At 69.2% G+C, this 22,548-nt stretch carries 17 protein-coding genes; 11 read left to right on the forward strand and 6 right to left on the reverse strand.

All coding sequences use genetic code 11. From position 1 onward, the window contains the following. The first annotated feature begins 27 nt into the window (after positions 1-27). The 4 genes from O9255_RS03090 (at position 28) to O9255_RS03105 (ending at position 2,428) form a co-directional block, all read left to right on the forward strand. Positions 28-1,356: a tryptophan--tRNA ligase gene (locus tag O9255_RS03090; protein ID WP_297865370.1), complete on the forward strand. Its 1,329-nt coding sequence runs from the start codon at positions 28-30 to the stop codon at positions 1,354-1,356. A 25-nt stretch (positions 1,357-1,381) separates the two neighbouring features. Further along, positions 1,382-1,684, forward strand: a complete 303-nt coding sequence (locus O9255_RS03095; protein ID WP_297865371.1) for a hypothetical protein — start codon at positions 1,382-1,384, stop codon at positions 1,682-1,684. Positions 1,685-1,783: 99 nt separating this feature from the next. Beyond that, a complete protein-coding gene (locus O9255_RS03100) occupies positions 1,784-1,972 on the forward strand; it encodes a DUF2892 domain-containing protein (protein ID WP_297865372.1) in 189 nt (62 codons plus the stop codon). 102 nt (positions 1,973-2,074) lie between these two features. Next, the gene (locus O9255_RS03105; protein ID WP_297865373.1) at positions 2,075-2,428 is read left to right on the forward strand and encodes an HPF/RaiA family ribosome-associated protein; all 354 of its coding nucleotides are present in this window, start codon (positions 2,075-2,077) and stop codon (positions 2,426-2,428) included. 21 nt (positions 2,429-2,449) lie between these two features. Here the strand turns inward: O9255_RS03105 and O9255_RS03110 are convergent, their stop codons facing one another. From O9255_RS03110 to O9255_RS03125, 4 genes are all read right to left on the reverse strand, one after another. Further along, positions 2,450-3,937 (reverse strand): dihydrolipoamide acetyltransferase family protein, encoded by a 1,488-nt coding sequence (locus O9255_RS03110; RefSeq protein ID WP_297865374.1) that lies wholly within the window; start codon positions 3,935-3,937, stop codon positions 2,450-2,452. Between the two features lie 17 nt (positions 3,938-3,954). Beyond that, positions 3,955-4,953, reverse strand: coding sequence for an alpha-ketoacid dehydrogenase subunit beta (locus tag O9255_RS03115; RefSeq protein ID WP_297865375.1), 999 nt, complete (start codon positions 4,951-4,953; stop codon positions 3,955-3,957). Beyond that, entirely contained in the window at positions 4,950-6,026 is a 1,077-nt protein-coding gene (gene pdhA / locus O9255_RS03120; RefSeq protein WP_297865376.1) for a pyruvate dehydrogenase (acetyl-transferring) E1 component subunit alpha, read from the reverse strand. Before pdhA ends, O9255_RS03115 begins: the two co-directional genes overlap by 4 nt. 137 nt (positions 6,027-6,163) lie before the next feature. Continuing rightward, positions 6,164-12,178, reverse strand: a complete 6,015-nt coding sequence (locus tag O9255_RS03125) for an Ig-like domain-containing protein (RefSeq protein WP_297865377.1) — start codon at positions 12,176-12,178, stop codon at positions 6,164-6,166. A 179-nt stretch (positions 12,179-12,357) separates the two neighbouring features. On the opposite strand from O9255_RS03125, the gene O9255_RS03130 reads away from it, so the two are divergent. The 3 genes from O9255_RS03130 (at position 12,358) to O9255_RS03140 (ending at position 16,550) form a co-directional block, all read left to right on the forward strand. After that, a complete protein-coding gene (locus O9255_RS03130) occupies positions 12,358-13,224 on the forward strand; it encodes a tryptophan 2,3-dioxygenase family protein (RefSeq protein ID WP_297865378.1) in 867 nt (288 codons plus the stop codon). A 74-nt stretch (positions 13,225-13,298) separates the two neighbouring features. Beyond that, a complete protein-coding gene (locus tag O9255_RS03135; protein ID WP_297865379.1) occupies positions 13,299-14,870 on the forward strand; it encodes an AbgT family transporter in 1,572 nt (523 codons plus the stop codon). Between the two features lie 177 nt (positions 14,871-15,047). Then, on the forward strand, positions 15,048-16,550 hold the full coding sequence (locus tag O9255_RS03140; RefSeq protein ID WP_297865380.1) for an oligopeptide:H+ symporter: 1,503 nt from the start codon (positions 15,048-15,050) through the stop codon (positions 16,548-16,550). A 103-nt stretch (positions 16,551-16,653) separates the two neighbouring features. Here O9255_RS03140 and O9255_RS03145 read toward each other — a convergent pair whose 3' ends face one another. Further along, positions 16,654-17,148: a MarR family winged helix-turn-helix transcriptional regulator gene (locus O9255_RS03145; RefSeq protein ID WP_297865381.1), complete on the reverse strand. Its 495-nt coding sequence runs from the start codon at positions 17,146-17,148 to the stop codon at positions 16,654-16,656. Positions 17,149-17,251: 103 nt separating this feature from the next. On the opposite strand from O9255_RS03145, the gene hppD reads away from it, so the two are divergent. From hppD to maiA, 4 genes are read left to right on the forward strand one after another with little or no spacing between them, the layout of a single operon-like run. Next, a complete protein-coding gene (hppD, locus tag O9255_RS03150) occupies positions 17,252-18,355 on the forward strand; it encodes a 4-hydroxyphenylpyruvate dioxygenase (RefSeq protein ID WP_297865382.1) in 1,104 nt (367 codons plus the stop codon). Positions 18,356-18,365: 10 nt separating this feature from the next. After that, positions 18,366-19,661, forward strand: coding sequence for a homogentisate 1,2-dioxygenase (hmgA, locus tag O9255_RS03155; protein ID WP_297865383.1), 1,296 nt, complete (start codon positions 18,366-18,368; stop codon positions 19,659-19,661). Then, a complete protein-coding gene (locus tag O9255_RS03160) occupies positions 19,658-20,656 on the forward strand; it encodes a fumarylacetoacetate hydrolase family protein (protein WP_297865384.1) in 999 nt (332 codons plus the stop codon). Before hmgA ends, O9255_RS03160 begins: the two co-directional genes overlap by 4 nt. A 40-nt stretch (positions 20,657-20,696) precedes the next feature. After that, entirely contained in the window at positions 20,697-21,362 is a 666-nt protein-coding gene (gene maiA / locus O9255_RS03165) for a maleylacetoacetate isomerase (RefSeq protein ID WP_297865653.1), read from the forward strand. On the opposite strand, the gene O9255_RS03170 is transcribed toward maiA, so the two are convergent. Then, on the reverse strand, positions 21,363-22,484 hold the full coding sequence (locus tag O9255_RS03170) for a PilT/PilU family type 4a pilus ATPase (RefSeq protein WP_297865385.1): 1,122 nt from the start codon (positions 22,482-22,484) through the stop codon (positions 21,363-21,365). Positions 22,485-22,548 lie beyond the last annotated feature (64 nt).

The following is a 22,548-nucleotide window of genomic DNA, read 5'->3' on the forward strand; positions in this document are numbered from 1 at the left end:
GGCCCGGCCGCAGGCTAAAATCGCGGCATGACCGCTCCCGTCCGCATCCTCACCGGCATCACCACGTCCGGCACCCCGCACCTCGGCAACTACGCCGGCGCCATCCGCCCGGCGGTGGCCGCCAGCCGCCAGCCCGGAACCGAGAGCTTCTACTTCCTCGCCGACTACCACGCCCTGATCAAGGTGCAGGACCCGGCGCGCGTGCAGCGCTCGACGCTGGAGATCGCCGCGACTTGGCTGGCCTGCGGGCTCGATCCGGACAAGGTCTGGTTCTACCGGCAGTCGGACATCCCGGAGATCCCGGAGCTCACCTGGTTCCTGACCTGCGTGGCCGGCAAGGGCCTGCTGAACCGCGCGCACGCCTACAAGGCGGCGGTGGACGCGAACACCGCTCAGGGCGAGGACGCCGACGCCGGCGTGACGGCGGGGCTGTACATGTACCCGGTGCTGATGGCCGCCGACATCCTCGCCTTCAAGGCGCACAAGGTGCCGGTGGGCCGCGACCAGATCCAGCACATCGAGATGGCGCGCGATTTCGCGGCGCGCTTCAACCACACCTTCGGCGAGCACCTCGTGCTGCCCGAAGCGGTGATCGAGGAACAGGTGGCCACGCTGCCCGGCCTCGACGGCCGGAAGATGAGCAAGAGCTACGACAACACCATCCCGCTGTTCGCGCCGCCGGCGCAGCTGAAGAAGCTGATCGCGTCCATCGTCACCGACTCGCGTGCGCCGGGCGAAGCGAAGGACCCGGACAACAGCCATCTGTTCACGCTGTACCGCGCCTTCGCCACCGAGGCGCAGGCGGCGGAGATGCACGCCGCCCTGCGCGGCGGCTTGGCGTGGGGCGAGGCCAAGCAGGCATTGTTCGAACTGCTGGACGGCCACTTCGCACCGATGCGCGAGCGCTACGAGGCGCTGATGGCGAAGCCTGCGGAGATCGAAGCCACGCTGCAGGCCGGAGCGGCGAAGGCCCGCGCCACCGCCACGCCGCTGCTGCGCGAGCTGCGCGCGGCGGTCGGCCTGCGGCCGCTGACGGCGGCCATGGCCGAGATGCCCAAGGCCAAGGTGGCGAAGGCTGCGCAGCCGAGCTTCAAGCAGTACCGCGAGAGCGACGGCCGCCTTTACTTCAAGCTCGTCCACGCGGATGGCCGCGTGCTGGTGCAGAGCGAGGGCCATGCCTCGCCGAAGGACGCCGGACAGCTGATCGCGCGGCTGAAGGCCGAGGGCGCGGCCCTGGTGCACGAGGCGGAGAAGGGCCTGCATCTCGCGGGCGCCGTCGTCGGGCGCTTGGAGGACGGCATCGAACTGGCCGAGGTGATCGATTCGCTGGCGGCCTTCGCCGAGGACGCGGCCTGAACATCGCGTTCTCCACACTGCGCGCATGAACCTCCTCGCTGTCCTCCTTCTCGCGCCGTGGTTCGCCGTACTCGGCTGGATCTACTGGCGCACCGCACCCACCCGCTTCGCCACGGCTCGCGGTTTCGACATCGCGGCGCTGGCCGGCGCCGTCGCGCTGTCCGTCGCGGGCATGGGTCTCGGCCTGCAGGTCGAGCCCGCCGGGCACCATCCGATCATCCGCGAGATCGTCGCGTCGCTGATCGCCTACAAGGGCTTCCTGCTCGTTCTCGTGGCGGCGTGGTTCTGGCGGCGTCGCGCTTCGGCGGCGGTTTCATCGGGCTCCTGAGGCCGATTTGACCGGCGTCATGCCGCCAAGCACCTGACGGGCACAGAGTGTGCCGGTGTCCCGTCCCGGGACTCGCCCACCAGCCCAGGAGGCTGTGCCATGAAAGCGAATGTTGGCGGTATCGATCGGATCCTGCGCGCGACGGCAGGCGTGGGGTTGTTGGCGTGGGCCACTTTCGGCGGGCCGGTGTGGGCGTGGGTCGGCGTGATTCCACTGGCGACCTCCGCCATCGGCTTCTGTCCGCTCTACCCGCTGCTCGGGCTCAACACGTGCCCTGTGAAGGGCTGAGCCGCTTCAGCATCGTCAAGGTTCGCTGAACAACGCGCGCGGCGCGGGAACCTCCCGCCCGCCGCGGCACTCTGTCGTTGCCCAACCGCGGAGGAACGAACGATGCACATCGCCCTGCTCAGCCATCGCGACATCCACGGCACCGACACGCTCGACGCCTTGCAGCGCCGCGCGGAGCGGCATCTCAGCCGCATCGCCCACCTGATCTCGGACCTCGTCGTTTCGCTCGCCGACCTCAATGGCCCGAAGGGCGGCATCGACCGCCAGTGCCAGGTGCAGGCCAAGCTTCACGATGGCCGGCTCGTCGTGGTGAAGGCGCGCAGCGAGGGCTTCGGCCCCGCCATCGACGGCGCGCTGCACAAGTTGCTGAAGCGCTTGATCAAGCAGCGCAAGCGCACTGTCGAGCAGCGCCGTTCGGCGGTGCCGTTCGGGCGACTGGCGGCGGCGGTCGGGTAAACGCTTACTGCGGCGGGCGCCTCACCGCGCCCTCTGCAGGTCGTCGATCATCGCCTTGAGGAAACGCGCCGCCTCGCCGCCGGTGGCGGCGCGGTGGTCGAAGGTGAGCGAGAGCGGCATCAGTCGATGCGTCTCGATGCCGCCGAGCACCGGCACCACGCCGTGGTAGAGCCGGCCCGCCGCGACGATGCACACGCAGGGGGGTACGACGACGGGCGTGGCGTACTTGCCGGCGAACTTGCCGAAGTTACTCAGCATGATCGTGTAGCCGGAAAGCTCTTCGGCCGGCAGCGAGCGGTCCTTGAGGCCATCGCGCAGGCGCGAGATGCCGGCGCGCATCGCGCTGGCGTCCATCCGGTCGGCGCCGCGCAGGTTGGCCACGAACAGGCCGTCGGCGTGGTCGATGGCGATGCCGACATCGACGCGCGCATGCCGGCGCAGCGTGCCTTCCTTCGCGTTGAGCCAGGCGTTCATCGCCGGCTCGGCCGCACTGGCGACGACCAGCGAGCGGATCAGGCGGACGGTGATGTCCTCGCCCGGCGACCACGCGTGCAGATCGGCGTCGTCCATCAGCGTGGTGGGCACGACTTCCGCATGCGCGGCGGCCATGCTGCGCACCATGTTGCGGCGCACGCCGCGGATCGGCGCATCGGTATCGAAACCGGCGTCGACCGAGCGCTCGGGGCGAGGAGGCATGGCTGCAACCGGTGGCTGGACATCGGCCACGGGTGCCGCGATCGAGGGTGCCGGCGCGCGCAGCGCCGATGGGGTGGGCGATTCGCCGAGGCGGGCTTCGCCGCGTTCGGCGGCGCGCTTCACGTCGGCGAGGGTTACCACGCCTTCGGCGCCGGTCGGCGTGATGCGCGCGAGATCGACGCCGAGCTTCTTCGCCAGCGCGCGAACCGCGGGCACGGCCTTGATGCCACCAACCGCGACCGCTGCTTCGCGGCGGACTTCGCTCGACACCTGCATAGCACCGACGACGGTGCCGGCGTCTTCGCGCTGGGCCTGCACGACCGCGGGTGTCGGCGCGGGTGCGGCCAGCGCCGGTGTCGCGTTCTTGAAGCCGCCACCGAAGGCGGGCGTCACGCCTTCCGGCAGGTCGTTCGACAGGTCCGAGGCGGAGAGCGAAGGCATCGGCGGCATGACGGTCACCGACGTCGCCACCGCGGCGGTTGCCGTTGCCGGAGCGGTCGGCGCTGGCGCGTGGCCCGCGCCATGCGCGTGCCCGGTGTCGTGGCCTGCGGCGCGCTGCGGCAGGTTCGGATCGAGTTCGAATTCGGCCAGCCACGCGCCGGTGGTGATGACATCGCCGGCCTTGCCGGCCACGCGCAGCAGGGTGCCGGAGCAGGGCGCCGGCACGTCGACGACGGCCTTCGCCGTCTCCATCGACACCAGCGGATCATCGAGGCGGACGACTTGGCCGACAGCGACATGCCACTCGACGATCTCGGCGTCGGGCAGCCCCTCGCCGAGGTCGGGCAACAGGAACAGCTGCGTGGTGCTCATGCGTTGGGCGTCCTGGGTCAGGAGACGGCGAGCGTGCGCTTCGCGGCGGCCACGATCTTCTCGACCGAGGGCAGGTACTTCATCTCGAGGCGGAACAGCGGGATCGGCACGTCGTAGCCGGTGACGCGCTCGACCGGCGCGACGAGGTCGTACATCGCGTGCTCGGCGAGCCGCGCGGCGATCTCCGCGCCGAAGCCGGCGGTGCGGCAGGCCTCGTGGACGATCACGCAGCGACCGGTCTTCCGCACCGATTCGTGGATGGTGTCGAAATCGAGCGGCTTGAGCGTGGCGACGTCGATGACCTCGGCGCTGATGCCGTCCGCGGCGAGTTTCTCCGCGGCTTCGAGGCATTCCTTCACCTGCGCGCCCCAGGTGACGAGGGTCACGTCGGTGCCGTCGCGCAGCACGAAGCAGACGTCGAGCGGTAGGGCCTCGCCGTCGTCGGGCACCTCCTCCTTGTACTGGCGGTAGATGCGCTTCGGCTCCATGTAGACCACCGGGTCCGGGTCGCGGATGGCGGCGAGCAGCAGCCCGTAGGCGCGCTGCGGTGAGGAGGGCATCACCACGCGCAGGCCGGGCACATTGGTGAACATCGCCTCGTTCGCTTCCGAGTGATGCTCGGGCGCGCGGATGCCGCCGCCCCAGGGCACGCGCAGCACCATCGGGCAGGTGAGGCGGCCACGCGTGCGGTTGCGGAAGCGCGCCGCGTGGCAGATCAGGTGGTCGAGCATCGGGTAGACGAAGCCGTCGAACTGCACTTCGGCCACCGGCTTCATGCCCTGCGTGGCGAGGCCGACGGTGAGGCCGGCGATCGTCGTTTCGTCGAGCGGCGTGTCGAGCACGCGATCCATGCCGAAGCGCATCTGCAGGCCGGCGGTGGCGCGGAACACCCCGCCGTTCACGCCGACGTCCTCGCCAAGAACGAGGACGCTCGGGTCGTTCGTCATCTCGTAGGCCAGCGCCTGCGTGATCGCTTCGATCAGGGTGATCGTGGGCGTGGTCGTTTCGGCGCTCATCGGCGGCTCTCCCAGTCGATGGCGTCCTCGCGCTGGGCGGCGAGGTCGAGCGGCAGCGTCTCGTAGAGGTGGTCGAACATGTCGGTGACGGGCGGCGGCGGCACGGCGAGGTAGGCGTTCACCTCCTCGTCGACGCGGGCGTTGCACACCTCGCGCCACGCCAGCTCTTCGGCCTCGCTCCACACCCCGAGTGACGTGAGATAGGTGCGCAGGCGCACCAGCGGTTCGCGGGTCCAGGCCGCTTTCACTTCCTCGTCGGGGCGGTAGCGGCGGGCGTCGTCGGCGGTGGTGTGGTCGGCGAGGCGATAGGTGACCAGCTCGATCACGCTGCCGCCGTGGCCCGTCCGCGCGCGCTTCAGCGCGTGGTCCATCGCGGCGCGCACGGCGATCAGGTCGTTGCCGTCGACCTGCACGCAGTCGAGGCCGCCGGCCAATCCCTTCTGCGCCAGCGTGCGTGCGCCCGTCTGCGCCTTTCGCGGCACCGAGATCGCCCACTGGTTGTTGATGATGCACAGCACGAAGGGCAGGCCATAGGCGCCGGCCGAATTGATGGCGGCGTAGGTGTCGGTCTTGGAGCTGCCGCCATCGCCGACGCAGGCCACGGCCACGCGGGGCTCGTCGCGCAGCTTGAAGGCGAGCGCCGCACCGGCCGCATGCAGGCACTGGGTGCCGATCGGAACGCACCACGGGTAGTCGTGCGCGGGGCCGGAGAAGTGGTTGCCGCGCTCGTCGCCGCCCCAGTACATCAGCACTTCGCGCGGCTTCACCCCGCGGACGAACTGCGCGCCGTACTCGCGGTAGCTGGGCGCCAGCACGTCGTCGAGCTGCATCGCGCTGCCGATGCCGATGTGCGTGGCCTCGTGGCCGAGGCAGCTGGCGTAGGTGCCCAGCTTTCCGGTGCGCTGCAGCGCGACCGCCTTGGTGTCGAAGGCGCGCACCAGCAGCATCTGCTTGAACAGCGCGACCAGCGCCTTCGGGTCCTTCGCGAACTCGGGCAAGTCCTCGCGCAGGAGGCGCCCGTCTTCGCCGAGGAACTGGACGTAGTCGATCTCGAACGTCGCTGCCGTGCGCACGCACCCACCTCGCCGTGAAGACCCGCGGGCTTCATAGCAGGGTGAACGCCGGCCGGGCAAGCGGCGTGGGCCGATCGCGCATGAAGAAAGGGCCGGCAATGCCGGCCCTTCCGATCCCCCGAGGATGTTGCGACGCGTCAGGGCGCGCTGCAGCCCTGCGAGCCACCGAGGCGCTGCACCGGGTCATCGACCCGCCAGCCGCCCTGAATGCCCGCGAGCCAAGCCGCATCGACGCGAACTCGGGACAGGGTCCCGCCCGTGAACGTGCGGCGCAGCGTGCCGATGCCGGTCCGCGTGGTCGCCGTGGTCTTGGCGCAGCCCGGGCAGAAGCCGTCGAGCTGGGCAAGGTCCAGAATGGCGTCCGTTCCACCGAAGCCGCTGCGCTCGGCCACGGCGAAGCGGGCCACGCCGGCATCGTCGTAGCCGAACACGGCATGGAACTCGTAGTTGGGGAACAGCTGGATCGCATAGCCGCTGCCAGCACGCGCGGGGTTGAACCACAGGCCGCTGGCGTCCACGGGGCTTCCCGCGATCGACGGGCAGCCGCGGCCGAAGCTCGCGAACGGCTCGCTGGCGGTCTCGCCGTCCAGCGTGTGCGTGAACACGAACGCGTCATTGGCCGTCGGCGCCAACTGCACGCGGCCCACCTCGGTCAGGGTGTTCGACGTGCCGTTCCATCGGCTGCGGTACAGGCGGGCCTGCCAGACCCCGTTGCCGCCCGGCGCGGCGCCCTGCAGGTAGTACCACGTCGGCTTTCCGTCCTCGCCATAAGTGAACCAGAGGCCGGCCCAGTCGCCGCCAGCCGGATACACGAACAGGCCATGGCCGCTGCGCGAGGGGTTGTAGTAGCTGCCCGGGCGAACCACCGGCGCCGTGCCTTCGAGGCGCGGCGTCACGCGTAGGGTCGCCGCTCGCGATCCGGGGTTGCGCACCACCAGGAACCAGCGCCCCGCGGCCGGTGTCTCGGCGACGAGGTCGCGCGACGTGCCTGCGCCAAGGTCGAAGGCGAGGGAGGGTTCGATCGCCGCGCCGATCGCCGGCGATGCCGCACCGGACTCGGCTCCGGGGCCGCGCACCAGGCCGACGGAGAGCTCGGCCTCGGCCTCGACGCGGAGCGTCAGTCGGCTTTGGCCGGCCGGCACATCGACGAACACCCGGTCGAGGCGTCCGCCGCCCGCGACGCGCAACGTCGTCCGGACGTCCGGAACCAGGGCGACCGGGGCCGGACGACCGCCGTCGCGGTCGAGGCGCACCGGCAGCCACTCCGGCGCCGATTCGCGATCCGGTGCGATCGACACGTAGCCGACGCGGCTCTCGCCGTCGAGCAGGGTGGGGTCGCGCCACGCGAGCCGCATCGGCCACGCGGTGCGACGCGCCATGGTGGCGGGACCGGTAGCCACGAGGCTGCCGTCGGTCACCACCAGCGGCACTTCGAAGCGCTCGATACGCACGGCCTGTGCCGCGCCGTCCGCCGCATGGGCCAGCACCCAGTAGCGCACCGCGGTCGGCGAGGCCGGCACCTGCAGTTCGCAGCGCTCGACCGAGCCACCGACGGCGGCGGTGCACTGGCGTTCCGCACGCGACGGCTGGCCATCCCCATCGGCATCCACGCCGACCAGCAGATCCACGTCGCCGGAGGACAGGCTCGAGGCATCGACCAGCACACGCCATGCGGCGCCAGCAGGCAGTTCGCCGGTCAGCACCACACGGCCACCGGCGTCCCACGGCTCGTCCGGCGTCGCGTCGGCAGAGAGCGGACGCTCGTCCACCCGAGGAGCGACCAGCGGCGACGCGGCGAGCGCGGCGTCGCGGGTGGCCCGGTAGGTGTCGACGGTGATGTCGCGGAAGCCGCCGTCGCCCTCGATGCGCAGTCGCGTGCGCACATCGACCACCGGACGGACGACGATCTGGACCTCGCCGTCGGCGCAAGCGCTGCCGCCCGCACCCTCGCACAGTCGGTAGGCCAGGCGGTCGATGCCACTGCGGTCGGCGGCCGGCCGGTAGACGATGCGGTCGTCGGTCGGATCGAGCGTCGTGCCGCCGGTGTCCAGGCTGGCGGTGCCGAAGGCGGGCAGGCGGGTGATCTCGAAACGCCCGGCGGCGCGGCGCAGCGGATCGATGCGGTCGTTGGCGAGCACGTCGAGGCGCGTATCGCCGGCGTTTTCAGGGATCACGAAGCGGTCGTCACGGACCCGCAGCATCACCGGCGGCGGCAGCACCTGCAGGCGAACGGTGGCCGTCGCGCAGGCATTGCTGGGATCGCAGGCACGATAGGTGAACGCGTCGTCGCCGACGAACCCCGGCGTCGGCACGTAGCGCAAGGCGCCGTTGGCGGAAAGCGTGGCGGTGCCACTGGACGGCGGCGCGAGGAGCGCGGCCGACAAGGCCTCGCCGTCGGCATCGGTGTCGTTGCCAAGCAGGCCCGGCGCGGCGGCATCGAGCACGCCGCCCATCGGCAGGCTGTACCCGTCGTCGCGCGCGACCGGCGTGGCGTTGCCCGTGCTGGTCACGGTGGTGGCCGCGGTGTCGGCGTCGTTGACGGTCTCCGGGTCGCGATTCACGCCGGACACCGACGCGGTGAGGGTAACAGCGCCGACCGCGGCCGAGCCGCTGGTCGGGGCGCCCAGCGTGAGACGTGCCGTCGCGTTGGCGGCCAGCGTGCTGGCCGCGCAGACGATCTCGGTCGTCGATGCGCCGACGGTCGCCGCACCGCAGGTCCATCCGGCGGGGCCAGTGGCGGTCGCGCCGGGGAGCGCGCGATCGAGCACGAGGCGCACGCGAACGCCGTCGCTGGCAGAGGCCGACACGTTGGCGACGTCGACGGTGAAGCCAAGGGCAGTGCCGGCGGCCACGCTGGCCGCGGTGGGCGCGGCGTCCACGCCGAGGTCGATGGCGCGGAAGCCCGGCACGCGCAGGTACAGCACCACGGGGTCGTGGTCCGAGGTGCGCAGCGGGCCGGTGCCGAAGCGCGTCTCGGCGAAGTCGGCGTTGATGCGTGCGTGTTCGGTGCGCACGTCGCGCAGACGGTCGAGCACCGCCTGGTTCACCACGGCATGGTCGAGCGATTGCGCATTGCCGTCGAAGCTGAACGAGTACTGCTCGTCGCGCGGCGAGAGTGGGGTCATCACCGTCAAGGGCGTGGTCACCGCACTAGTGAGCGGCAGCAAGACTTGGCCGGCCGCAGCAGGGCGACCGGTGATGATGCCCATGCTGTCGACGAGGCCGTCGTTGAACTCGAACACGTTGAAGTCGCCGAGCAGGACGATGCGCTCCTGCGGGTCAGCCACCTGGCGGTCGTGAACTAGCTGGGCGAGGTACTGCGCCTGCGCGCCGCGCTTGGCGCGCACGCGCTCGCCGGCCGTGGCCCAGCCATTCGAACCGGCCGCGGTGTCGTTGGCGCCTCCCAGCGAGCGCATGTGGTTGATGATGATGCTCAGCGGCTCGCTGGCGCCGTCCGCGCTGTGCACCGCCGCGCGGAGCAGCAGCGGCGGCCGGTCGTTCAGCAGTTCGGTGCTGCCGTTCGGATTGGCAAAGCTCGTGGCGAGGCCAAACTGGGTGACCTCGGACACCACCACGCGCGGCTGGCCGGGACGCACCTCGCGGGTGCTGACCAGGTAGCCGACGTCGATGCCGCCGACGTCGTTGCCTTCCACCAGATAGGCGACGTATTGCGGGTTGCGGGCGCAGCCGTTGCTGCCGGCCGTGCCGAATGCATTGATGCGGTCGGCCAGCTGGCTCAGGACGGAGAGGTTCTCGACCTCGACCACGCCGAGCACATCGGGCAGTTGCACGTAGCGGCAGATCGCTTCGGCGGTGTGGCCGAGGCGCTTGTCGAGAGCGATCGAGGTGAGTACGGGCTCGCCGATCAACGGGTCGTTCACCGTGTCGAAGAAGCGCAGCAGGTTGAAACCACCGACGGTGATCTCCTCGGCGCCGGCAGCGGCGACGGCCGTCGGCGCGCGTACCGTGGCCGGGATGCCGGGCGTGGTGTCCGCCGCAAGCTGGCCGGCGTCCGGCAGCAGCGAGTAGTAGGCGAACGCGTAGTCGATGACGCCGACGAGGTTGCTGATGGGCATGCCGGCGTCGATGCTGACGCGTGAGGCACCGATCTGGCCGTCGCTGTCGATGCGGAGCATCTCGGCGTTGTTGTCGAAGCGCGGGATCGAGCCCGGCGCCGACTGGGCGACGATCTCGTCCGGGTCGAGGCCCGGCTCGCGCAGCGGCCGCGGCACGCCGGCCAAGGTGGCGAAGAACGCGCCATTGCCGGTCGTGGCCGTGGCGTTCGGCTCACTGATGTTGGCATTCGTGGGGGCCACCGTCACCAGCGACGGCGCGCGCACACGCATGCCCTCATAGCGCTCCATGGCGTCGCGGGCATTGCCCGGGGCGAGGTCGGCGGCCTGCAGGTCGACCGGCGTCGGCAGGGCGTTGCCGGTGCTGATCTGCGTCACCGTCAGCGTCACGCCGGTGGCGCTGGCGAGCTGGGTGATGGGCAACTGGCTCACCGTCGTGTCGCTGAAGGCGAACTCGGTGACCCGGCCGAAGACCCGGACCCGGTTGCCCACCGCGGCCGCGGCCGGCGGTGCGCTGGAGGTGAACACGAAGATGCCCTGCGAGGTCGAAGGGTCCGCGTCCGCTTCACCGTCCGCGGTCTGCAGGAAAAAGCCGTTGTTGAACTTGCGCGCAGTGACGATGCCTTCGACCGTGACGTCCGTGCCGACCAGCGGCGACTGGGCCGCAGCGCCCTGGATGGCATGGATCGCCGTGAGCGCGACGTCATCGTTGCGGACGGTGCCGGTGGCGCTGCCGTCCAGAACGGTGGCGCCGGTCACGTTGGAGACGGCGACGGTGAACGTCTCGTCCGCCTCGAGGTCGCTGTCGCCGTTGATCGTGACGTCGAAATCGAAGCTGGCGCTGCCTGCCGGGATCGTCTGCGCGGTCAGCGCGCCAGCGACGTAATCGCTTCCGGCCGTTGCCGTGCCGTCCGCCGTGGCGATGTCGAAGCTGACGCCGCCGGCCGGGGCAGGGGTCGCGAGGCTGACCGTGAAGCGCGCCGTGCTGGTGCCGCTGTTTCCCTCGAAGAGGCTGACATCGGCGATCGTGAGGTCGGGCGAGGCCGCGGCGTCGTCGTTGCTGATCGTGCCAAGGCCTTGTGCGTCGCCGACGTTGGCTCCTGTGACGTTGGTGACGTTGACGAAGAACGTCTCGTTCGTCTCGACGGTGCCGTCGCCGTTGATCGTCACTGCGAACGTGGCGCTGCTGTCGCCGGCGGCGATCGACTGGCCAGTCAGCGCCAGCGCGACGTAGTCGCTGCCGGCCGTCGCCGTGCCGTCGCCCGTGCCGATGTCGAAGCTCACGCCGCCCGGGCCGGCCGGCTGGCTGAGGCTGACGGTGAAGGTCGCCGTGGTGGTGCCGCTGTCGCCCTCGGCGAGCGCCACGTCGTTGATCGACAGTGAGGGCGTCGGGGTGCCGGCGGTGATCGAGAAGTCGTCGATCGCAAGGCCATCGTCGGCACCGCTGGCATCCACATCGATCCAACGGATGCAGAAGCTCGCGCCGTTCGCGATCGACAGGCTACCGATGCTGGCGCTGATCGCGGTGCGGTTGGTGGCGGCATTGCCGTCCTTCGCACCCGTCGTCGCGGTGTTCGGCGTCGTGAAGTCGAGGGCGTCGACGTCCGTCCAGGAACCCGTCGTCAGCGAGGTCGCGTCAAGGCTGTACTGGAAGTCGAGGCGATCGGTGCGCGCCGCGGTGCCAAGGCGCCACTGTTCGCCGGTGTAGGCGATCTGCAGGCTCGACAGCGCGCTCCCGGTGCCATTCGTGAAGCACGCGCCGTAGCTGGCGACCAGCGTGCCGGAGCGGACCGAGCCGATAGCGCGCTCGGTCGCACCCGCGGCGCCGTAGCTGAAGGTGTCGCCGGTGTTGCTGGCGCCGGTGTCCACCGCGTACTGCTCGTTGTCGCGGGCGCCGCCACCGGTCTCGTTGAGCAGCCAGCCTGCCGGAAGCGCGGTGTTGGTGGTGCTTCCCGCCGCGTTCGACAGCGTGTCGAAGTCCTGGCTGTAGGTGCCCCCGGTGAGGTTGACCTGGGCGTGGGCGGTGGGGGCGAGCAGAGCGATCGCGAGCAGGCTCGCGGGGGTGGAGCGGAAGCGCATGGGCATCTCGAGGCAAAGCGGTGGGCGTGGCCGGCCCGGGGGGCCGCAGCGGGGGGGATTACGGGGGGGGGGGGCGGGGCTCGTGCAGTTTACGGTTCTTCATGACATTCCGTTGACGCTCGCCGGGGGCGCCTACAATCAGCGGCCGTTCCAGCCCCACCACTCCCGGTCCCCTCTCTGTGTCCAGCCCCGCCGCCCCGTCCGAGACCCGCGCCCTCGAAGCCGGCATCACCACCGACCTCCGGGATCGCCTGAGCTACTCCGGCTACCTCCGGCTGGATGTCCTGCTGGCCGCCCAGCAGCCGCGCAGCGCGCCGGACAACCACGATGAGTTGCTCTTCATCGTCCAGCACCAGACCTCCGAGCTGTGGATGAAGCTGGTGATCGCCGAACTTCAGGCGGCCATCGGCCACCTGCGTGCCGACCGGCTGGACCGCGCGCTGAAGGGCATCGCCCGGGTGAAGCACGTGCAGAAGCAATTGGTCGAGCAATGGAGCGTGCTCGAGACGCTGACGCCCAGCGAGTACGCGGGCATCCGCCCGCACCTCGGGCCGTCATCGGGCTTCCAGTCGCTGCAGTACCGGATGATCGAATTCCTGCTCGGCAACAAGAACGCCGCGATGCTGGCGGTGTTCGCCCACGAGCCGACCGAGCACGCGGCGCTGGCGGCGGTCTACGAGGCCCCCAGCCTCTACGACGAGGTGCTGCGCTTCCTCGCCCGCCGCGGCCATGCCGTGCCCGCCGACCTGCTCGCACGCGATTTGCGGCAGCCGCATGCCCGTCGCCCCGACCTCGTGCCCGTGCTGGTCGGCATCTATGCCGACACCACCACCCACTGGGACGCCTACCACCTGTGCGAATCGCTGGTGGACCTCGAGGTGAACTTCCAGCTCTGGCGCTTCCGGCACCTGAAGACGGTCGAGCGGATCATCGGCTTCAAGGCCGGTACCGGCGGCAGCTCGGGGGCGGGCTTCCTGAAGCAGGCCCTGGACCTGACCTTCTTCCCGGAACTGTTCGACGTCCGGACCGCGCTCGGGGCGGCCTGACAGCCTCGTTTTCACGCAGCACCGACATCGGCCCCGCTTTAGTCGCGCGTTCTTCCCTTTCTGGTGAGCTCCACGTGACCACGGCTGTTCCCGCCCCCGATGCGCCGCGTAGCGCCATGATGCGTTTCCTCGACGGCGTCGAGAAAGTCGGCAACAAGCTGCCCGACCCGGCGCTGTTGTTCATCCTCCTGATGCTGGTGGTGTTCGGCCTGAGCTGGGCCCTGTCCGGCGTGACCTGGGACGTGGTCGACCCGCGCACGCAGGCGCCGCTGGTCATCAACAACCTGCTCGGCGGCGATGCCCTCGTGGGCTTCCTGTCGAACATGGTCAACGCCTTCGTGAACTTCCCGCCGCTGGGCGTGGTGCTGGTCTCGATGCTGGGCCTCGGCATCGCCGAGCACACCGGCTTCATCAACGCCGTCCTGCGCGCGCTGATGGCGATCACCGTCAAGCAGCTGATGACGCCGATGGTCGCCTTCGTGGCCATCCTCTCGCACTACGCCGTCGACGCTGGCTACGTGCTGGTGATCCCGCTGGCCGGCGTGATCTTCCACGCCGCCGGGCGCCACCCGCTGGCCGGCATCGCCGCCGCCTTCGCCTCGGTGTCTGGTGCCTACAGCGCCACGTTCTTCCTGCCGACCAGCCTCGACCCGATGCTGGCCAACATCACGATGGCCGCGGCGCAGATCCTCGATCCGGCGCACCAGGTCAGCTCGGCCAACAACCTCTGGTTCACCTTCGCCTCGGCCGGCCTCGTCATCGCGATGGTCTGGGCGCTGACCGACCTCGTCATCGAGCCGCGCCTGAAGCGCACGGCCGCCATCGACGGCGACCTCTCGGCCATCGAGGCCTTCCAGCCTCTGGCGCCGCAGGAGCGCACCGCCATGTGGGCGGCGCTCGGTTCGATGGTGATCGGCCTCGTGGCGCTGGCGCTGACGGCCCTGCCCGAGACCTCGGCCTGGCGCTCGCCCACCACCGGCGGTCTGGAATCGACCGACGCGCCGCTGATGAAGTCGATCGTGCCGCTGATCTTCGTGCTGTTCCTGCTGCCCGGCGTGATCTACGGGATCATGGCGGGCACGGTGAAGTCGCACCGTGACGTCATCGCTGGCATGAGCAAGGCGATGACCGGCATGGGCTACTACCTCGTGCTGGTGTTCTTCTGCGCCCAGTTCATCGCGGCGTTCGGCCAGTCGAACCTCGGCGTGCTGCTCGCCCTCGAGGGCGCCGAGGTGCTGAAGGCCGCGGCCTTGCCGGCTGGCGTGACGATGATCGGCATCATCCTGCTGACCACGAGTGTGAACCTGGTGATCGGCTCGGCTTCCGCCAAGTGGACGCTGCTGGCGCCGATCTTCGTGCCCATGCTGATGCAGCTCGGCATCTCGCCGGATCTGACTCAGGCCGCCTACCGCGTGGGTGACTCGAGCTCGAACATCATCACCCCGCTAATGCCGTACTTCCCGCTGGTGGTCGTGTTCTGCCAGCGCTACGTCAAGAACACTGGCATCGGCACCGTGGTCGCGATGATGCTGCCCTTCACGATCACCTACCTCGTGCTTTGGAGCGGCTTCCTGCTGCTGTACTGGAGCCTCGGCCTCCCGCTCGGCCCCGGCGCCAGCTACGTGTACCCGACGCCGGCTGGCTGATCCGCCCACGCCGCCCGTCCGACGACGCCCCGCCTCGCGCGGGGCGTTTTTTTTGGGCCTTTCGCGACGGCGCATGGCAGGCCCCGGTTTGACCTTGGCCTTCACAAAGGGTACACAGTCGCGGCCCCGGCGCGCGTCGTCGGGCTTCACTTTCCTGACGAATCAAGGGGATACCGCATGAGCGGTGCTGCAACCTCGGCCGCGGCATTGCCGCCGCCCGCCTACGACCAGCTGCTCGGGCACCCGAAGCCGCTGTGGATGCTGTTCATGTCGGAGTTCTGGGAGCGCTTCGCGTTCTACGGCATCCGCTGGGCCCTCGTGCTGTACATCGTGGCGCAGTTCCACGGTGGCGATGCGGCAGGCCAGCAGCCGGCCGGCCTGATCTACGGGTCCTACCTCGCCCTCGTCTACGCGGCAGCCATCTTTGGTGGCCTCGTGGCCGACAAGTACCTCGGCTACCAGCGCTCGATCCTCGTCGGCGCCGTGTTCATGGCCGCCGGCCTGTTCATGATCGCCGTGCCCAACGAGACGGTCTTCAAGCTCGGTCTCGCCACCATCGTCGTCGGCAACGGCCTGTTCAAGCCGATCATCTCGACCCTCGTCGGCAAGATCTACGCCACCGCCGACGAGCGCCGCGATTCGGGCTTCACCATCTTCTACATGGGCATCAACCTCGGCGCGATGATCTCGCCGATCCTGACCCAGATCCTTGCCGCCAAGATCTTCGGCACCGAGGCGATGCCGGCCTACAAGGTCGTGTTCATCGCCGCCGGTATCGGCATGGTGATCTCGCTGTTCTGGTTCTGGCTCGGCCGCGCCCAGCTCAAGGGCGTGGGCGAGGCGCCGGAAGGCGCCAACGGCATCGGCCGCATCGTCGCCGTGTTCGTCGGCTGCGCCGCCGCGGTGCCGGTGGTCTACGCCCTGCTCGCCATGGGCGCGGCGACGCTGCAGATCATCCTCACCGTCATGTTCGTCGCCTTGGCCGGCATGCTGCTGGTCGAAGGCATCAAGAACGGCGCGCAGGCCCGCGACAAGGTGATCGCCATGCTGATCATCTTCGCCTTCAACATCCTGTTCTGGATGTTCTTCGAGCAGGCGGGCAGCTCGTTCACCTTCCTCGCCGACCAGATCGTCAACCGCGACCTCGGCTTCATGACCTTCCCGACGGCGTGGTTCCAGTCGGTGAACTCGGTGGCCATCATCGTGCTGGCGCCGCTCATCGCCTGGGGCTGGGTGAAGATGGGTTCGTGGAACCCCTCGATTCCGCGCAAGTTCGGCCTCGGCATCATCTTCAACGGCCTCGCCTTCCTGCTGCTGATGATCGCGCTGGGCAGCATGGTCGACCCGGAGACGATGAAGATCCCGTTCTGGACCCTGTTCGCGGTGTACTGGATCCAGTCGATCGGTGAGCTCTGCCTGTCGCCGATTGGCCTGTCGATGGTGACCAAGCTGGCTCCGCTGCGCCTCGTTGGCTTCGGCATGGGCGGCTGGTTCCTCTCCACCGGCATCGGCAACAACCTGTCGGGCATCTTCGCCGGTCACGTGTCGGGCGAAGGCGGCATGACCGCGGCCTCGGCGCTGTCGGGCTACACCTTCGGGTTCTGGGCGCTGGTGATCGGCGGCGTCTCGCTCTTCCTGCTCGCTCCGCTGATCCAGAAGCTGATGCACGGTGTGAAGTAAGCGCCGCGACATCCGCTGGAATGCAAACGGCCCGGAGCGATCCGGGCCGTTTCGTTTCCGGGGCCTCGTCGCGGCGGGCGACGGGCCAGGCGCGTGGTGCCGATCAGGGCATCGACGCCGCGGCGTTGGCGGCGGCGCGGGCGGCGCGGGCGGCACGCTCGGCGCGGTCCGCTTCGGCGGTGAGCTGTTCCATCCTCGCCAGCAGGCGGTCCAGGGCCTGACGCTCGTCCGTGCGGAGGGCGCCGAGCAGGCGCTGTTCGTAGGCCAGGGCCTGCGGGGCGATGTCCTCGTAGACGGCCTTGCCGGCGTCGGTCAGGCGGAGCACGCTCTTGCGGCGGTCGTCGCCGTCGATGTCGCGCTGGATGCGGCCGGCGTCGAGCAGGGAGGAGACCGCACGGCTGACGGCCACCTTGTCCATGGCGGTGCGTTGGGCCACTTCCGTGGCCGAGAGGCCCGGGCGCTTGGCCAGCACGGCGATCACCCGCCACTCCGGGATGGCCATGCCGTAGCGGGTCTCATAAAGCTGTGCGATGTCGGCGCTGATGCGGTTCGACAACACGGACAGGCGGTAGGGCAGGAAGCGTTCGAGGTCGAGCATCGGATGCTGCAGTGCGGCGCAAGTTGCGCGTGGTTTCAAATGAAACTATAACGGGCGGCGAACCATCCCCTGTGCCGTCCCGTCCCCAGCTCCGGAGCATGCCATGAACGCTTCTCCCGCAATCGCCGCGCCGAACCTCGGCATGAACGTCACCACCTTCGAGAACCCGATGGGCATCGACGGCTTCGAGTTCGTGGAGTTCGCGGCACCGGCGGGGCAGGGCGAAATGCTGCACGCCTACTTCCGCGCGATGGGTTTCACGGCCGTGCGCAGGCACAAGGCGCGCCCGATCACCCTGTATCGCCAGGGCGGCGTGCACTTCCTCGTCAACGAGGACCCGGACAGCTTCGCGGCGGATTTCGCCAAGGCCCACGGCCCCTCGGCCTGCGGCTTCGCCATCCGCTTCCAGAAGAACGCGCATGAGGTGCAGGCCGCGGCGCTGGCCGCCGGCGGCGAGCACGTGGCGCGCGAGGCCACCAAGGCCATCGACCGCCCGGTCATCCAGGGCATCGGCGGCTGCATGCTCTACCTGGTCGACGACTACGGCAGCGTCGACAGCATCTACCGCGATTTCGTGGCGATTCCGGGCGTCGATGCGAATCCTTTCGGCTTCGGCCTGACCTTCATCGACCACCTCACGCACAACCTCTACTTCGGCAACATGCAGAAGTGGAGCGACTACTACGAAAAGCTCTTCAACTTCCGCGAGATCCGCTACTTCGACATCAAGGGCGCGAAGACCGGCCTCGTCTCGAAGGCCATGACCGCGCCGGACGGCATCGTCCGCATCCCGCTCAACGAGTCGTCGGACCCGAAGTCGCAGATCAATGAGTACCTCGACGCCTACCACGGCGAGGGCATCCAGCACATCGCCTGCTTCACCGACGACATCTACGCCACCATCGAAGCGATGCGCGGGCAGGACATGCAGTTCCTCAATACGCCCGACACCTATTTCGACGTGATCGACGCACGCATCCCCAACCACGGCGAAGACGTGGCGCGCCTGCGCGAAAACAAGATCCTGATCGACGCCGACCCGGAGACGAAGTCGCGCAAGCTGCTGCAGATCTTCACGCAGAATGCCATCGGCCCGATCTTCTTCGAGATCATCCAGCGCAAGGGCAACGAGGGCTTCGGCGAGGGCAACTTCCAGGCCCTGTTCGAGAGCATCGAACGCGACCAGATGCGTCGCGGCGTGCTCTGAGGGCGCGGCCATGACGCTCGCCTACCAATCCGGCTTCGGCAACGAGTTCGCCACCGAGGCCCTGCCCGGTGCGCTGCCGGTGGGGCGCAATTCGCCGCAGCGCTGCCCCTACGGCCTCTACGCCGAGCAGCTCTCCGGCACGGCCTTCACCGCGCCGCGCCACCAGAACCACCGCAGCTGGCTCTACCGCATCCGCCCGAGCGCCATGCACGGCGCGTTCGAGCTCCTGCCCGAAGGCGCGTTCCACAACGTCTTCGGTGACGGCCCGGTCTCGCCGGAGCAGATGCGCTGGAACCCGCTCCCCGCTCCGACGGCGCCCACCGACTTCCTCGACGGCCTCTACACGATGGCCGGCAATGGCGGCCCCGGGGTCGGTGCGGGCGTGGGCATCCACCTGTACGCGGCCAACCGCTCGATGCAGGGGCGCTACTTCTACGACGCCGACGGCGAGCTGCTGATCGTTCCGCAGCAGGGTCGCCTTCGGATCCGCACCGAGTTCGGCGTACTCGAGGTCGAGCCGCAGGAGATCGCGCTGATTCCGCGCGGCATCCGCTTCGCGGTGGACCTGCCGGACGGCGACGCCCGCGGCTACGTCTGCGAGAACCTCGGCGCGGGATTGCGCCTGCCCGACCTCGGCCCCATCGGCAGCAACGGGCTCGCCAACCCGCGCGATTTCCTCGCGCCGGTGGCCGCTTGGGAGGACGTGGAAGGCGACTTCGAGCTGGTGGCGAAGTTCGACGGCCGGCTGTGGCGCGCCGTGATCGGCCACTCGCCGCTCGACGTGGTCGCGTGGCACGGCAACCACGTGCCCTGCAAGTACGACCTGCGCCGCTTCAACACCATCGGCTCGATCAGCTACGACCACCCGGACCCGAGCATCTTCCTCGTGCTCACCTCGCCCAGCGACACGCCCGGCGTGGGCAACATGGATTTCGTGATCTTCCCGCCGCGCATCCTGACGATGGAGGACACCTTCCGTCCGCCGTGGTTCCACCGCAACGTCGCCAGCGAATTCATGGGCCTCGTGCACGGCGCCTACGACGCCAAGGCCGACGGTTTCGTGCCCGGTGGCGCCTCGCTGCACAACAGCTTCACGGGCCATGGCCCGGACGCCGAGACCTTCGAGAAGGCGAGCGCCGCCGACACCAGCAAGCCGCACTACATCCGTGACACGATGGCCTTCATGTTCGAGTCGCGCGCGGTGCTGCGCCCCACGGCCCAAGCGGTCGCGGCGCAACACCGGCAGCGCCAGTACGTGGCCTGCTGGCACGGCCTGAAGAAGCACTTCAACCAGGACAAGCGATGAAACTCGGATCCCTGAAGGAAGGCGGCCGCGACGGCACGCTGATCGTCGTCTCCCGCGACCTCGCCCGCGGCGTGCGCGTGCCGCACATCGCGCCGACCCTGCAGCGCGCGCTGGAAGACTGGTCGAACACCGCGCCGCGCCTCAATGGCGTGTCGGAAGCCCTGAACGGCTCGGCCGCGCAGACCATCGATGGCCATGAGGTGTTCGCGCTCGACATGGCCGCGCTGGCCGCGCCGCTGCCCCGCGCCTACGAGTTCGTCGACGGTTCGGCCTACCTGCCGCACGTCGAGCGCGTGCGCCGCGCCCGTGGCGCCGAGGTGCCGGAGAGCTTCTACAGCGATCCGCTGATGTACCAGGCCGTCAGCGCCGGCTTCTACGGCCCGCGCGATGCGGTGCTGGTGCGCGACGAGGCCTACGGCATCGACCTCGAGGCCGAAGTGGTCATCGTCACCGACGACGTGCCGCACGGCGTGTCGGCCGAAGCCGCCGCCGAGCACATCCAGCTCGTCGGGCTCGTCAACGACGTGAGCTTGCGCAACCTCATTCCGAACGAGCTCGCCAAGGGCTTCGGCTTCCTGCAGAGCAAGCCGCGTTCCTGCTTGAGCCCGGTGTTCGTCACCCCGGATGAGCTGGGCGACGCGTGGAAGGACAGCAAGGTGCACCGCCCGCTGCTCACCCACATCAACGGCGAGTGGTTCGGCGCGCCGGAGGCCGGCGAAGACATGCAGTTCAGCTTCGCGCAGCTCGTCGCCCACGCCGCGAAGACGCGTCCTCTGTCGGCCGGCACGATCGTCGGCTCGGGCACGGTGGCCAACCAGAGCACCGACAAGGGGGCGAGCTGCTTCGCCGAGCAGCGCACGATCGAGACGCTGCGCGACGGCAAGCCCTCGACGCCCTTCATGAAGTTCGGCGACACCGTGCGGATCGAGATGCTGGATGCCGAGGGCGCGTCGATCTTCGGCGCCATCGAGCAGGTGATGAAGCGCCAGGATTGAGCGCGCCGGGTTAGGCTGTCGCGAGGAGGGCGATGCCATGGTGAGCGGCGGATTGCGGCTGTATTCCTACTGGCGCTCGAGCGCCGCCTACCGCGTGCGCATCGCGCTGAACCTCAAAGGGCTCGATTACCAGCTCGCGCCCGTGCATCTGGTGCGAGGCGGTGGCGAGCAGCACGGTGCCGAGTTCCGGAAGGTCAATCCGCAGGGCCTCGTGCCCACGCTGCAGCACGGCCAGCGGCTGGTGCGGCAGTCGATGGCGATCATCGAGTACCTCGACGAGACCTTCGCCGACCAGCCGCTGCTGCCGGCGACGGCGCGAGAGCGCGCCCGCGTGCGTGGGCTGGCCCAGCTCATCGCCTGCGACATGCACCCCTTGGGCAACCTGCGGGTGCTGCAGTACCTCGAGCGCGAGTTCAAGGCGACGCCGGAGCAGCGCGAAGCCTGGATCCGCCACTGGCTGGCGCTGGGTTTCGAGGCGATCGAGGCCCTGCTGGCGGAGAACCCGTCCACCGGCGCCTTCTGCGACGGGGAGCATCCCGGCCTCGCCGACTGCCTGCTGGTGCCGATGGTCTACAACGCCCGCCGTTTCGCGCTCGACCTCTCGCCCTATCCGGCCGTGCGGCGCATCGACGCGCAGTGCCTCACGCTGGAGGCTTTCCAGCGCGCCGCGCCGGAAGCCCAGCCGGACGCGCCTCCGCCGGGTTGATCAGCCGAACGCGCCGCCCGCACCGCCAAACACGTCGGCGTAGGGATCGTGCTCGGCGTTCGCGCCTTCCGACAGGCGGATGCGCAGGGCCAGGCCATCGCGCGAGTCGGCCTTGCGCAGCGCTTCCTCGAGGTCGATCTTGCCGTCCTTGTAGAGCTTGAACAGCGACTGGTCGAAGGTGTGCATGCCCGCTTCCAGCGACTTCTCCATCGCCTCCTTCACCTCGTGGATCTGACCGCGGCGGATCAGGTCGCGGATCATCGGGGTGTTGATCAGGATCTCGGAGGCGGGCAGGCGCTTGCCGTCCTTGCCGATCACGAGGCGCAGGGAGACGACCGCCTTCAGGTTCAAGGACAGGTTCATCAGGATGTTCTTGTGCGCCGCCTCGGGGAAGAAGTTGAGGATGCGCTCCAGCGTCTGGTCGGCGTTGTTCGAGTGCAGCGTCGCGAGGCAGAGGTGGCCGGTCTCGGCGAAGGCGATGGCCGATTCCATGGTCACGCAATCGAGGATCTCGCCGATGAGGATGACGTCCGGCGCCTCACGCATCGCGTTCTTCAGCGCGTTGTGGAAGGCGTGGGTGTCGAGGCCGACCTCGCGCTGGTTGACGATGGACTTCTTGTGCGTGTGCAGGAACTCGATCGGGTCCTCGATGGTGAGGATGTGGCCGGTCGAATTGGTGTTGCGGTAGTCGATCATCGAGGCCAGCGCGGTCGACTTGCCCGAGCCGGTGGAGCCCACCACGAGCACGAGGCCGCGGGGTTCCATGATGATGTCCTTCAGGACGTGGGGCAACTGCAGCTGCTCGAGCGTCGGGACGGTGCTCTTGATGGCACGGATGACCATGCCGACTTCGCCGCGCTGCTTGAAGACGTTGACGCGGAACCGGCCCGCGTCCTTCACGGCGATCGCCATGTTGTATTCGAGGTCACGCTCGAACTGGGGCACCTGGCCCTCGTCCATCAGCGAGTAGGCGATCTTCTTGACCATGCCGGCCGGAAGGCCGGTATTGCCGAGCGGGTAGAGCTTGCCTTCGACCTTGATGTACACCGGCGCCCCGGTCGTGAGGAACATGTCGGAGGCGTTCTTCTCCGTCATCAGCTTCAGGAAATAGCCGATGTCCATGGGGGATGGGCTCCTCGCGCCATTGCGTAACCGGGTCAGGCTTTTGAGAATAGCCGCGTTCCGC

Origin of the sequence: Silanimonas sp. (assembly GCF_027530345.1) — a bacterium.
Taxonomy (GTDB): domain Bacteria; phylum Pseudomonadota; class Gammaproteobacteria; order Xanthomonadales; family Xanthomonadaceae; genus Silanimonas.